We start from the raw sequence: 13148 nt of genomic DNA, 5'->3' as shown, positions 1-13148 counted from the left end.
ATCCAGTCTCCTTCTAGTCTATTTTGATAAAACGATGCGATCAGACGCTTCTCTATCCATATCGTCGATAATCATCTGATTACCATTGATTGCATAAATCTTGACATCATCCCCAATAATCATGCGTTGATTAGCGGCGTCGAAGCTAACCTGCTTGATTTCTTGTTCCCCATCAGTTTCTACCTGTATCCATGTACCAGTTGTTCCAGTTCCCACTAAAGTGATACGGTCTCCTTCGTCCTAACCGGTATAAGTCCCATCAATATTAGTTGGTTGAGCCTCAGGCGCATTTTGTGAAGAACTTGTCGTTGCCCGGTTTGTATTTTCTGTGGAAGATGAAGCAGCAGATTGAGATTGCTGAGTTTGTTGTGTTTGCGGTTGAGCTGCTGGTTGTTGAACCTGTTGAACTCTTTGTGAACAAGCTACTAAGAGACTAAGACTTGCTAGAGAGGTCAATTTATCTGCTCATGCCCCAGTATGTCGCTCCGTACTTCTGAAATAAAATAGAGAGATCCTGTAATGAACAACAAATCCTGGGCATCTGCCCTTTCTTCAAAATCGCTAATAAATTTTCGGTAAGAAGAAACTATATCGTAACCTGTTACATCCGTCTCATCTAAAGAACCTTGATAGTCAAAACCAGTCACCTTGAGTTCCACCTGAGGTAAATTTTCAGTCAGATAACCCAACATTCCTTGATAATCCTTCCGTTTCAAGGCTCCAAAGAGGATTTGAGGACGATATCCTTCCTGCTCTTTTTCTTTGATAAACTCCACCAGGCGAGTCAAGGCAGGGAGGTTATGGGCACCGTCCAAGTATATCTGAGGGCGAATACGCTCCAAGCGACCAGCCCAATGGGTCTTCTCCAAAGCCTTTCTTACAACCTGCTCATCAACAGATTCCTTTCTTTCTCCCATAAAAAGAAGAAAAGTTTGCAACGCCAAAGCTGCATTTTCCTGCTGATAAGCTCCTTCTAAGCCTATTTTCAACTGCGAAATATTTAGTAAAGAACTTGAAAAATCCCCATTCAGCATTGAAAAATCTTGGCTTGCCTGATAAAGGTCAACAGCTAAAGATTCGGCTTTTTTCTGACAGACAAGCCTAGCTTCTGGAGGCAATTTCGCAATCACTGCCTTTTTACCAGCCTTGAAAATACCAGCTTTCTGCTCTGCAATTGCTTCTAGACTATCACCCAAGGTTTCTTGATGATCGAACCCGATGGAGGTGATGACAGCAATCTCTCCAGTTACCACATTAGTCGTGTCAAGTAAGCCTCCAATTCCCACTTCTAATAAAACCAAATCCACCTCTTGCTCTCTAAAATAAAGAAAAGCAATCAAGGTCAGCAATTCAAAAAAGGACAACTGATCATGGGTTTGCAGAAGCGTTTTTTCCATCTCCTTGACCTGCTCAGCTAAACGGATGAAGTCTGTGTCTGCTATAGGTTGCCCACTAATGCAGATTCGGTCATTGATGGAAATGATATGAGGGGAGGTAAAGGTCGCAACTTTTTTGCCATGCCCCATAAATAACTCCCTCATAAAAGCAATGGTAGATCCTTTCCCATTAGTCCCTGTTACGTGGATAATAGGGTAAGACTGCTCAGGATTTCCTAACAAATCCACCGCTTGTTGCATTCGGCCCAAACCTGATCGAAAATTCAAACCAATCCGACTATGAAGCCATTCTTCTACTTCAAACATACACATCTCCTTTATAAAAGTCTAATCAATTACCTAGCAAAATTCCGTAGATAACAAAACGAGGCCAGGATTTTCGTCCCGACCTCTCACCTGGTTAGCTAATAACTAGCTACTATAAATGTTAACGTGGGCTAAAAACATCCACTGGATGTTCCAACTCTTCCAATTTCTAGGAGTTGAGCTGATACAGTCTCCCAGACTTACCAGCTCTTTTTTATTTCAAAGAGCTGGGCTAAAAACATCCCCCAAACTTACTGACGGTTTTTATTTTTAGCGTCAGGCTAAAAACGTCCACTGGATGTTCCAACTCTTCCCAATTTCTGGGAGTTGGGGTGATACAGTCTCCCAGACTGTATCACTCCTCCATAAAACTGTTGAAGACTTCTTCAATCATGTTCCATTCGTCTTCTGAGTCTTCTGGGATTGGTTGCAATTCGCCTTCTGTTCCATCTTCGTTTTCGATGAATGAGTAAGCTTGGATTTCAACTTGTCCGTCTTCGTCTTCTTCTGCGTTAACTGGTACTAGAAGAACATAGTTTTTACCAAATTCTTCTTTTCCGTCAATCGTCAAAAGGATTTCAAACAAGGTTTCATTTCCTTGCTCATCTACTAGTGTAATTAATTCACGTTCTTCGTGGTCGTGGTTATGATCGTGTGACATAGCCTCTCCTTTATATTAAAATTTTCTATCTAAATAATTTTGTAAAATCAGCTGAGCTGCTAACTTATCAATGACTTTCTTTCGCTTATTGCGACTGATATCTGCTTGTTCAATCAACATGCGCTCAGCAGCCACTGTTGTCAAGCGTTCATCTTGATAGTCTACTGGTAAACCAAAAAGCTCTTCTAGCTTTGCTCCGTATGCTTGACTAGCTTCCACGCGCGGTCCGCTTGTATTGTTCATGTTTTTAGGCAAGCCCACTACAAATCGTTCCACCTTGTAAGTATCAACCAACTCCTTAACGCGGTCAAAACCAAATTGGCCTTGCTCCTCATTGATTTGGATGATCTCAAGTCCTTGAGCTGTAAAACCGAGCGGATCGCTAATGGCCACCCCTACCGTTTTTGAACCAACATCCAATCCCATAATTCTCATAGGTTATAGATCGACTCCTTGTCCTTTAAGGTAGTAGCGGACCAATTCCTCAACGATTTCATCACGCTCATATTTACGGATTTGATTTCGTGCATTATTATAACGAGGAACGTAGGCAGGGTCTCCACTCAATACGTAACCTACGATTTGGTTAATTGGGTTGTAGCCCTTATCGTTCAACGAAGCATAGACATCAGTCAAAGTTTCGCTAATTTCTTTTTTATTGGAATCGTCCAATTTAAAACGTACTGTTTCTTCAGTAAATCCCATTCTAACACCCTCTTTCCTTAGAATAGTACCATTATAGCATAATTCCTTACGTTCTACAATTCAGGCAGTCTATTTATTTGGATTTTCTATTGTTCTGTCGCACCATTTGCCAATCTGTCTGAAATATACTTGCTTGGTTCATTCTTCAGGAGATTTTCTAAACCAATGTTCTTCAAATATTCTAACTGAGAAGCCTTCTTGACATCCAAAACTTGAAAATCAAAACTAGTCGTTGTTTGAAGTTCGGTTGCACTCAATAGTTTAGTTTCAAGCTTAAATCCTGCTAATTTACGAGCTTCTATGATAGCCTCATCCTTCTCCTCTGCCTCCAGAAGAGCTTTTTGAGTTTCTTCCACTCCGTGTTGGTCAATATAGGTCTTCAACTCATCTGAGACTGGACGCTTTTGTTGAATGGTTAAGTTCAAAAAAGTCTTGTCTTTATAAGTAATGGTTTGAGTTTGCTGGCTACCATCATCTGACTTGGGCAAGACCAAAGTCTTGGTCACAACTGTATTCTTCTCGGCATTTTCAATAACTGGCAACGCCGACTGAAGCGTATCCTTTTCTGTTTTTGTAGCTGTTCCAGTTTCTTTTTTCTGTCCGCAACCAACCAGGACAAAAAGGAAAGCTAGGCTAACAAGAACTATTTTTTTCATTTCTTTCTTCTTTCTTTTTGAAATTAAAATAAGACTGGGAGTTGCTCCCAGCCTTGATGTTTATAGAGCTGCACGCAAACGTGCTTCTGCATTTTCTACATTACGGACAGAGCGTGGTAGGAAGGCACGAATATCGTCTTCCTTGTAGCCAACTTGCAGACGTTTTTCATCCACAAGAATTGGGCTCTTTAAAATTCTCGGTGTTTCCATAATCAGATTGAGGACTTCGTTGACACTCAAATCTTCAATATCCACTCCAAGGGCTTTGGCATAGCGATTTTTAGATGAAACGATGCTGGCTATTCCGTTATCTGTTTTAGTTAGAATATCCAGTAATTCTTCTCTCGTAATTCCTTCTTTACCAAGGTTTTGTTCTTTATAACTTAACTGGTGGGCATTGAGCCAGGTTTTTGCTTTTTTACAGCTAGTACAACTTGAGACTGTATAAATTTTAATCATGTACCTACCCCTTTCGCTACATGTTACTATCAGTTTAGTCTATTATACCATAAAAAACATCCGACTTGCGACCTATTTTTAAATTTTTTTGACTTTTTTCGTCATTTTCGTACTTTTTTCTTGACAAAATGAAATTTACAGCCATTCTTGATATTTTTTGATATAGATTTTTTTCACAATTGTCACGCTAATCATATACAAAATAATGATGAAAAGTAAAAAGATGAAATAAATCGGTTTTAAAGGAGTTAGATGGAGAAGGCTAGCTAGTGGACTGTAGGGAAGGAAGGTCACAAAGGCTGCAGCCAATAAGGTTGTCACAAGGACTAGCCAAGCTGGACGACTTTGTAAAAAGGGAATTTTGGCTGAACGCAGCATATGGATAACCATAGTTTGTGACCACATAGATTCGATAAACCAACCTGTCTGGAACAAGACAATAAAGCCTACGGCCGACTCTGCTCCATGAACATAGGCATGACCTGTCGTCATGGGTACAATGATAAAATAGAGCAAAATAAAGGTCAAAATATCAAAGGCAGAAGAGATAGGCCCCATCCAAACCATGAAACGTGTGATGGACTTGGCTTCCCAGGTATGCGGATTTCTCAAAAAATCTTTGTCCACCTTGTCAAAAGGCAAGGCAATGCAAGACAAATCATAAACTAGATTTAGGATAATCAAATGGACTGGTGCCATTGGTAAAAAGGGTAAAAAGATTCCAGAGACCAATAGGGATAAGATATTTCCAAAATTAGAACTCACTGTCATTTTGATATATTTGGTCATATTGGCATAGACCTTACGCCCTTCAACAAGTCCTTTTTCAAGCACCATGAGATCCTTATCAAGTAGGATAACATCAGCTGTTTCTTTGGCAATATCTACTGCTGTATCAACAGAAATCCCAACATCTGCTACTTTCATAGAAGGGGCATCATTGATTCCATCTCCCATATAGCCAACAGCATGACCATTGGCTTTAAATTGCAAAATAATCCTTGCTTTTTGGTCAGGAGAAAGTTTGGCAAAGACTGTTACCTCCTCTACAGCTTGGGCCAATTCTTGATTACTCATCTGGTCAATTTCAGACCCTAACAGCATCTGATTAATATCTAATCCAACCTTTTCACAGACTGCTTGGGTAACTTTTTCATTGTCTCCCGTCAAAATCTTTGTTTGAACCCCATGTTCTAACAGTGCCTTAATTGCTGGTGCTGCAGATGGTTTAGGAGGATCTAGGAAGGCTAAATAACCAGTTAGAATCATATCCCCTTCGTCATCAACTGTATAGGCATGACCTTCCCTCAAACCTGACTTATAGGCCACTCCCAAGACACGCAAACCTTGTTGATTTAGTTGTCGGACTTCTGCTAAAATTTCTTCTCTAATAATATCTGTCAAGGGAGTAATCACTCCTTGGTATTCTGCATGACTAGAAATCGTCAACATTTCCTCTAGGGCACCCTTGGTTACCAAACTAACAACTTCGTGTTCATCCTTAACGATAACACTCATCCGTCTACGTTCAAAATCAAAGGGAAGCTCATCTATTTTTTGAAAAGTTTGAGCCAGATTTTGCAAGAGGGTGTGTTCTTTGGCTTCCTTTTCAGTCCGTTTGATGATGGCTCTGTCCATCAAATTTTTCAAGCCCGTTTGAAAATAAGAATTGAGATAAGCTCGTCTCAAGACGGTCAAATCCAAGCGTCCGTGGATGTCCAAGGGATATTCAAGGACAATTTCGTCTTGGGTTAGAGTTCCTGTCTTATCTGTACACAAAATATCAATCGCCCCTAAGTCCTGTATGGCATTGAGTTTCTTGATAACCACTTTTTCCTTGGCCATAATGATGGAGCCTTTTGCTAGACTGGCCGTGATAATCATAGGAAGCATCTCAGGTGTCAATCCAACACCAACACTCAAAGCAAATACGCCAGCTTCTAACCAGTCGCCATCTGTTAAACCATTGGACAAGAAAACGATGGGCACCATGACCAGCATCAAACGAATCAAGAGCCACGAAATACTATTCATCTCCCGCTCAAACGAAGTAGGCTCGTCATAGGTGTTCAAAGTCTGCTCAATGGCTCCCATCATGGTATCATCACCAACTGCTAAAACCACGGCCTTGGCACTACCAGATAAGACATTGGTGCCCATAAAAGCGAGCGCTTCTGCTTCTAGCAGACTATCAGATTGTTGAACTGTTGCCTTGGTCAAGGCCAATTTTTCAACCGATTCACTTTCACCTGTCAAGCCCGACTGTTGTACAAAGAAATCGCGCGACTCAAATAAAAGAAGATCTGCTGGAATCATGTCTCCAGCGCTTAATTTAACCACGTCACCCACTACCAAATCATCGATAGGTACTTCTTGGATTTCTCCTTGACGAATGACAGTCGCTGTGTTGACAATCATTTTTGATAGATTGGTCGCAGCCTTATCACTACGGAGTTCTTGGACAAAGCGTATGCTACCAGAAATGAGGACTAGGACAACGATGATAATGGAAGTTGTCGGATCTTCTTGACCTGGTTTTGCCAACCAGACATTGGTCACCAAGGAAATCACGGCGATGACCAGCAAGATGATTGTAAAAGGATTGATAATGGATTCGTAAATCTTTTTGAGGATACTGTCTTCTTGACCCTTTGTGATGGTATTTTCGCCATATAGGTCACGATTTTTCTCCACCTGCTCCTCAGTCAGGCCTGTTAGACTTGTCTTATAAAAAGATAGAGTTTCGTTTAAAGATGTATGAATAGCTGTTGCTAATCTTTCTTTTGTAGTTTTCATTGGTTTCTCCTATCTGTATGAATGATGTGTTTCATACACAGAGACCAATCACTTTATAAGGACAGAACGACACAAATCAGCGATTGGCTGTGTATGTGCGGTTCCGGATGATCGTCAATTTGCATCGTTTATCTCCTTTCTTTGATTTAAACAGTAGAAAATCCCACCATAAAATGGCAGGATTAAAAAACTAATTATCTGTTTTTCGTTCAAGCTTTAACTCCATAGGGCAATGTAATGAGCTTAGTCTTGGCCTTCGCGACCAGGACTGTTGACCAACGAGTAGTGTCTCCACTGCTTTGCGGTAGTCATCCGTATCCCTATGGTAGCCTCACCTACCGTTTTCGTCTTTCAGTATAAACCTTTAAAATTTAAAAGTCAATCATTTGAGTTGTTTGACTCTTAAATAACTATCAACTCTTTTGGAGCTAGGGTCAATAATTCACAACCTGTCTCTGTAATCAGGATATCATCCTCAATACGAACGCCATATTTGCCTTCGATATAGATACCTGGCTCATCTGTCAAGGCCATACCTGCCTTAATAGTTTCTGTAGAAGTTTGGCTAAAGTATGGTTCCTCATGGATATCCAGTCCAATACCGTGGCCAATACCGTGAGTAAAGTAGTCGCCATAACCTGCCTCAATGATAATATCACGAGGGATTTTGTCAAAGTCACGGAAACCTAATCCTGCCTTAGCCTGGTCAATCAAGGCTTGGTTGGCTTTCAAAACCGTATTGTAAATTTCTGCCTGCTCATCGCTAACATGCCCTAGATAGATAGTCCGTGTCATATCGCTGACATAGTGGTCATAAAGGCAACCGAAGTCCATGGTAATAGCTTCCCCTAACTCTACTGGTTTGTGCATAGGATGGGCATGAGGTTTAGAAGAATTGATACCGCTAGCTAGAATCGTATCAAAAGACAAGCCAGATGCTCCCAACTCACGCATGCGGAAGTCAAGGAAGTTGGCAATCTCAATTTCAGTCTTTCCTGGCTTAATAAAGTCAAGCGCATCGCGGAAAGCTTGGTCTGAGATAGAACAAGCCTTGCGAATCGCTGCAATCTCCGCTTCATCCTTAATCATTCGAAGACCTTCGACAAACTGAGTCTGTGGAAACAAGTCCAAACCTGCAAAAGCTGCCTGCATACGGTGGTAATAAGATACTGAAATCTCGTCCTCAAAACCGATTCGAGACAAGCCCATGTCCTTGACAATGCCTGCAATGACAGCTAATTCATCACGGTCAGCCACAATCTCAAAACCACTGGTTTCTTGCTTGGCTGCAATGATATAGCGAGAGTCTGTCACCAAGACCTGACGGTCACGGCTGATAAAGACTGTTCCGTTTGAACCCCAAAAACCAGTCAGGTAATAGACGTTTTTAAGGTTATTGATGATGATGCCATCTAGTTCTTTTTCTTGCATTTTAGCTAGAAATGCTTGTACACGTTTATTCATGATGTAACTTTCCTTTCAAATAATGTCCTGTGTAGCTGGCTTCGTTGGCCGCTACTTCTTCTGGAGTTCCTGTTGCGATGATGGTTCCACCACCGACACCGCCCTCAGGTCCCAAGTCAATAATATGGTCTGCCGTCTTAATAACATCTAGATTGTGCTCGATAACGAGGACTGTATTGCCATCGTCTACAAAGCGAGCTAAAACCTTGAGCAAGCGAGCGATGTCCTCAGTATGAAGCCCTGTCGTCGGCTCGTCCAGAATGTAGAAAGATTTTCCTGTCGATCGTTTGTGGAGTTCACTAGCCAGCTTCATACGCTGGGCTTCTCCTCCAGAAAGGGTGGTAGCTGGTTGCCCTAGCGTCACATAGCCCAGCCCCACATCCTTGATGGTCTGAAGTTTGCGTTGAATCTTTGGAATGTGTTGGAAGAATGCTACCGCATCGTTGACGGTCATATCCAAGACCTGCGAGATATTTTTTTCCTTATAGTGAACTTCTAGAGTTTCACTGTTGTAGCGGGTTCCGTGGCAGACTTCACAAGCCACATAAACATCTGGCAAGAAGTGCATCTCAATCTTGATAATCCCGTCACCTGAGCAGGCTTCACAACGACCACCCTTGACGTTGAAACTGAAACGCCCTTTCTTGTAGCCTCGAATCTTGGCTTCGTTTGTCTGGGCAAAGAGGTCACGTATATCGTCAAAAACTCCTGTATAGGTAGCTGGGTTGGACCTCGGCGTTCGTCCGATAGGACTTTGGTCAATGTCAATCAAGCGGTCTACATGCTCAATCCCTGTGATGGTCTTGAATTTACCAGGCTTGTCTGAATTACGGTTGAGCTTCTGAGCAATAGCTTTTTTGAGAATGCTATTGATTAGGGTCGATTTCCCTGAACCTGATACCCCTGTCACTGCGATAAATTTTCCTAGTGGGAAGCGAGCTGTGACATTTTGCAGGTTGTTCTCACGCGCTCCTGTCACCTCGATAAAACGACCATTTCCGACACGTCGCTCTTCTGGCACTGGAATGGCACGTTTGCCTGACAAGTACTGGCCTGTGATAGACTTACTGTTGCGAGCCACCTGCTTGGGCGTACCTGCCGCAACAATTTCCCCACCAAAAACACCGGCACCGGGACCAACGTCAATCAGATAATCAGCCTCACGCATGGTATCTTCATCATGTTCCACTACTATGAGAGTATTACCCAAATCACGCATCTTTTTGAGACTGGCAATCAGACGATCATTGTCCCTCTGGTGGAGACCGATTGACGGCTCATCCAATATATAAAGGACACCTGATAGGTTTGAGCCAATCTGGGTTGCCAAACGAATACGCTGACTTTCTCCACCTGAAAGAGTTCCTGCCGAACGAGACAGGGTCAGATAGTTAAGACCCACGTTATTAAGGAAGGTCAAACGATCCTTGATTTCCTTGAGAATAGGTCGAGCAATGATGGCTTCATTTTCAGACAAGGTTAACTGGCTCACCAAGTCCAAGTGGTCTGCGATAGACAGGTCTGAAATTTCTCCGATATGTGGTCCTTTCTCACCACCAACACGTACAGACAAAGCCTGGTCATTGAGGCGATAACCATGACAGGTTCCGCAGGTCAGTTCATTCATGTAGAGGCGCATCTGGGTGCGAGTATAATCGCTGTTTGTCTCGTGATAGCGACGCTTGATATTATTAACAACTCCCTCAAAAGGAATATCGATATCGCGCACACCACCAAATTCATTCTCATAGTGGAAATGGAATTCCTTACCATCAGATCCATAGAGAATCAAGTTCTTATCCTCTTCTGACAAGTCCTCAAAAGGTTTATCCATATCCACTCCAAAAGCTGTCATAGCCTGCTCTAGCATATTTGGATAGTAGTTGGATGAGATAGGATTCCAAGGAGCTAAGGCTCCCTCACGTAAGGTTTTGCTGGCATCAGGCACTACCAAATCAGTATCCACCTCCAGCTTGATGCCCAAGCCATCACACTCACTACAAGAACCAAAAGGAGCATTGAATGAGAAGAGACGTGGCTCTAACTCTGGAACAGTAAAGCCACAAACTGGACAGGCATAATGCTCAGAGAAGAGCAACTCAGAGTCGTCCATGGTGTCGATAATGACATAACCTTCTGCAATACGAAGGGCAGCCTCAATGGAATCAAAGAGACGACTACGAATACCCTCCTTGATGACAATACGGTCAACCACGACATCAATATTGTGTTGCCTGCTCTTAGACAACTCTGGCACTTCGGTCACATCATAGACTTCCCCATCCACACGGACACGAACATACCCATCTTTCTGAACCTTCTCGATAACACTCTTATGTTGGCCTTTTTTCTTGCGGATGACAGGGGCCAAAATCTGCAAGCGCTGGCGTTCAGGTAACTCCAAAACCTTATCCACGATTTGCTCCACAGAAGAAGCCTTGATAGCTCCATGCCCGTTGATACAGTAAGGCGTCCCCACACGCGCATAGAGGAGACGCAGATAGTCATTGATTTCAGTCGTGGTTCCTACGGTCGAGCGAGGATTTTTACTAGTCGTTTTCTGGTCGATGGAAATAGCTGGGCTGAGACCATCAATAGCATCTACATCAGGCTTCTCCATATTTCCCAAGAATTGACGAGCATAGGCTGATAGACTCTCCACATAGCGACGTTGTCCCTCCGCATAGAGGGTATCAAAGGCCAGACTGGATTTCCCTGAACCTGACAAGCCGGTCACGACAACCAGCTTGTCTCGCGGAATCTCCACATCAATATTTTTTAAATTATGGGCACGCGCCCCATGAATGACAATTTTATCTTGCATTTTTGTTCTTTCTAGTCCATTATTGCTTACCATTATACCAAAAAAAGTGAGATTCTATTACCCAAAAGGCCGATTTTGTAGTATAATAGTACGGTGTGAAAAAATCTGAAAAATGAGAAAGGATAAGGGATATGAAACAAGTTTTTCTCTCTACAACAACTGAATTTAAAGAGATCGATACGCTTGAACCGGGTACTTGGATCAATCTCGTCAATCCGACTCAAAATGAATCACTCGAAATCGCTAACGCCTTCGATATCGATATTGCGGACCTTCGAGCACCGCTCGATGCGGAAGAAATGTCTCGTATTACCATTGAAGACGAGTATACCCTGATTATCGTTGACGTGCCGGTCACAGAGGAAAGAAATAACCGCACCTACTACGTAACCATCCCGCTTGGTATTATCATCACTGAGGAAACCATTATCACTACGTGTTTGGAACCATTACCTGTCCTTGATGTCTTTATCAACCGTCGATTGCGTAATTTCTATACTTTTATGCGTTCGCGTTTTATCTTCCAGATTCTTTATCGCAATGCAGAACTATACCTAACAGCCCTTCGTTCGATTGACCGTAAGAGTGAACAAATCGAAAGTCAACTGCATCAATCAACTCGTAATGAAGAATTGATTGAGCTCATGGAATTAGAAAAAACTATCGTCTATTTCAAGGCTTCCCTCAAAACAAATGAGCGCGTGATTAAGAAATTGACCAGCTCAACCAGCAATATCAAGAAATACCTTGAAGACGAGGACCTGCTTGAAGATACCCTGATTGAAACCCAACAGGCCATCGAGATGGCAGATATTTATGGAAACGTCTTGCATTCTATGACAGAGACCTTCGCCTCTATCATTTCTAACAACCAGAACAACATCATGAAAACCTTGGCCCTTGTGACCATCGTTATGTCCATCCCAACCATGGTCTTTTCTGCCTACGGGATGAACTTTAAGGATAATGAAATCCCCCTAAACGGAGAGCCAAATGCCTTCTGGTTAATCGTCTTTATCGCCTTTGCTATGAGTGTTTCGCTCACTCTCTATCTCATCCATAAAAAATGGTTCTAAGAGGAGTTCCTATGTCTCAGATTGATCTACAAAAATTAACTAAGAAAAACCAAGAATTTATCCACATCGCTACCCAACAATTCATCAAAGATGGGAAATCAGACGCTGAAATCAAGACTATTTTTGAGGAAGTCATTCCCCAAATCCTTGAAGAGCAAGCCAAGGGTACGACTGCTCGTTCCCTCTATGGCGCGCCAACTCACTGGGCTCATAGCTTTACTGTCAAAGAGCAGTACGAAAAAGAGCATCCAAAAGAAAATGATGATCCAAAACTCATGATTATGGATTCAGCCCTTTTCATCACTAGCCTCTTTGCCCTCGTCAGCGCTCTCACAACCTTCTTCTCAGCAGATCAAGCTATCGGTTACGGTTTAATTACTCTCCTATTAGTTGGACTGGTTGGTGGATTTGCCTTCTACTTGATGTACTACTTTGTTTACCAGTATTATGGACCAGACATGGATCGCAGTCAACGCCCACCTTTCTGGAAATCTGTACTGGTTATCCTAGCTTCTATGTTCCTTTGGTTGCTTGTCTTCTTTGCAACAAGCTTCCTACCAGCTAGCCTTAATCCAGTACTTGCTCCATTGCCACTGGCTATTATCGGAGCAGCCCTCCTAGCCCTTCGCTTCTATCTCAAAAAACGCTTGAACATCCGCAGCGCAAGTGCAGGGCCAACACGTTATTAAGAGAATTATAAAAGCAACTGCAGGTACGGTTGCTTTTTTACTACTTTCCTGATTTAAAAGTATTCCTCTGACATCCCACATAGCTTTCTCTTATCTTTTGTGATAAAATAGGCCC

The 13148-nt window shown here is 42.4% G+C and carries 11 protein-coding genes, 1 pseudogene and 1 riboswitch; of the genes and pseudogenes, 2 read left to right on the top strand and 10 right to left on the bottom strand.

The window, feature by feature from the left end; genetic code table 11:
- Positions 1–18: 18 nt before the first annotated feature.
- The 10 genes and pseudogenes from SMSK564_RS08790 to uvrA form a co-directional block, all read right to left on the bottom strand.
- Positions 19–456 (bottom strand): annotated as a pseudogene (locus SMSK564_RS08790) (SP_0198 family lipoprotein).
- On the bottom strand, positions 453–1703 hold the full coding sequence (locus SMSK564_RS08785; protein WP_000464322.1) for a folylpolyglutamate synthase/dihydrofolate synthase family protein: 1251 nt from the start codon (positions 1701–1703) through the stop codon (positions 453–455). Before SMSK564_RS08785 ends, SMSK564_RS08790 begins: the two are co-directional and overlap by 4 nt.
- 355 nt (positions 1704–2058) lie before the next feature.
- Entirely contained in the window at positions 2059–2364 is a 306-nt protein-coding gene (locus SMSK564_RS08780) for a DUF1292 domain-containing protein (protein WP_000017620.1), read from the bottom strand.
- Between the two features lie 15 nt (positions 2365–2379).
- Positions 2380–2799 (bottom strand): Holliday junction resolvase RuvX, encoded by a 420-nt coding sequence (ruvX, locus tag SMSK564_RS08775; RefSeq protein WP_004239076.1) that lies wholly within the window; start codon positions 2797–2799, stop codon positions 2380–2382.
- 3 nt (positions 2800–2802) lie between these two features.
- Positions 2803–3069, bottom strand: coding sequence for an IreB family regulatory phosphoprotein (locus SMSK564_RS08770; RefSeq protein WP_000507059.1), 267 nt, complete (start codon positions 3067–3069; stop codon positions 2803–2805).
- 86 nt (positions 3070–3155) lie between these two features.
- A complete protein-coding gene (locus SMSK564_RS08765; RefSeq protein WP_000725151.1) occupies positions 3156–3725 on the bottom strand; it encodes an SP0191 family lipoprotein in 570 nt (189 codons plus the stop codon).
- A gap of 60 nt (positions 3726–3785) precedes the next feature.
- Positions 3786–4184 carry a transcriptional regulator Spx gene (spx, locus tag SMSK564_RS08760; RefSeq protein ID WP_000591165.1) on the bottom strand — a complete coding sequence of 133 codons (399 nt, stop codon included), beginning with the start codon at positions 4182–4184 and terminating at the stop codon, positions 3786–3788.
- 135 nt (positions 4185–4319) lie between these two features.
- The gene (gene mgtA / locus SMSK564_RS08755; protein WP_000858858.1) at positions 4320–6980 is read right to left on the bottom strand and encodes a magnesium-translocating P-type ATPase; all 2661 of its coding nucleotides are present in this window, start codon (positions 6978–6980) and stop codon (positions 4320–4322) included.
- 194 nt (positions 6981–7174) lie between these two features.
- A riboswitch (M-box (ykoK) riboswitch) is annotated at positions 7175–7325 on the bottom strand.
- A gap of 57 nt (positions 7326–7382) precedes the next feature.
- Complete coding sequence (locus SMSK564_RS08750; RefSeq protein ID WP_001042842.1) at positions 7383–8444, bottom strand: M24 family metallopeptidase; 1062 nt, start codon at positions 8442–8444, stop codon at positions 7383–7385.
- Entirely contained in the window at positions 8437–11268 is a 2832-nt protein-coding gene (gene uvrA / locus SMSK564_RS08745) for an excinuclease ABC subunit UvrA (RefSeq protein ID WP_001152878.1), read from the bottom strand. The genes SMSK564_RS08750 and uvrA overlap by 8 nt, the downstream gene beginning before the upstream one ends.
- A gap of 131 nt (positions 11269–11399) precedes the next feature.
- Between uvrA and SMSK564_RS08740 the strand changes: the two genes are divergently transcribed.
- On the top strand, positions 11400–12344 hold the full coding sequence (locus tag SMSK564_RS08740; protein ID WP_000815623.1) for a magnesium transporter CorA family protein: 945 nt from the start codon (positions 11400–11402) through the stop codon (positions 12342–12344).
- Between the two features lie 11 nt (positions 12345–12355).
- Complete coding sequence (locus tag SMSK564_RS08735) at positions 12356–13033, top strand: DUF1129 domain-containing protein (protein WP_000077989.1); 678 nt, start codon at positions 12356–12358, stop codon at positions 13031–13033.
- Positions 13034–13148 lie beyond the last annotated feature (115 nt).

This window comes from Streptococcus mitis SK564, assembly GCF_000148525.1.
Classification (GTDB): Bacteria; Bacillota; Bacilli; order Lactobacillales; family Streptococcaceae; genus Streptococcus; species Streptococcus mitis_H.
Note: the sequence above shows the minus strand (reverse complement) of the source record. Positions and strands in the feature narration are given on the sequence as shown.

Bases quoted from the DNA above. Each gene is read 5' to 3' on its own strand.
- SMSK564_RS08735 (WP_000077989.1), top strand. From the start codon at position 12,356: ATGTCTCAGATTGATCTACAAAAATTAACTAAGAAAAACCAAGAATTT.
- SMSK564_RS08780 (WP_000017620.1), bottom strand. From the start codon at position 2,364: ATGTCACACGATCATAACCACGACCACGAAGAACGTGAATTAATTACA.
- ruvX (WP_004239076.1), bottom strand. From the start codon at position 2,799: ATGAGAATTATGGGATTGGATGTTGGTTCAAAAACGGTAGGGGTGGCC.
- spx (WP_000591165.1), bottom strand. From the start codon at position 4,184: ATGATTAAAATTTATACAGTCTCAAGTTGTACTAGCTGTAAAAAAGCA.
- SMSK564_RS08765 (WP_000725151.1), bottom strand. From the start codon at position 3,725: ATGAAAAAAATAGTTCTTGTTAGCCTAGCTTTCCTTTTTGTCCTGGTT.
- SMSK564_RS08750 (WP_001042842.1), bottom strand. From the start codon at position 8,444: ATGAATAAACGTGTACAAGCATTTCTAGCTAAAATGCAAGAAAAAGAA.
- SMSK564_RS08740 (WP_000815623.1), top strand. From the start codon at position 11,400: ATGAAACAAGTTTTTCTCTCTACAACAACTGAATTTAAAGAGATCGAT.
- mgtA (WP_000858858.1), bottom strand. From the start codon at position 6,980: ATGAAAACTACAAAAGAAAGATTAGCAACAGCTATTCATACATCTTTA.
- uvrA (WP_001152878.1), bottom strand. From the start codon at position 11,268: ATGCAAGATAAAATTGTCATTCATGGGGCGCGTGCCCATAATTTAAAA.
- SMSK564_RS08785 (WP_000464322.1), bottom strand. From the start codon at position 1,703: ATGTTTGAAGTAGAAGAATGGCTTCATAGTCGGATTGGTTTGAATTTT.
- SMSK564_RS08770 (WP_000507059.1), bottom strand. From the start codon at position 3,069: ATGGGATTTACTGAAGAAACAGTACGTTTTAAATTGGACGATTCCAAT.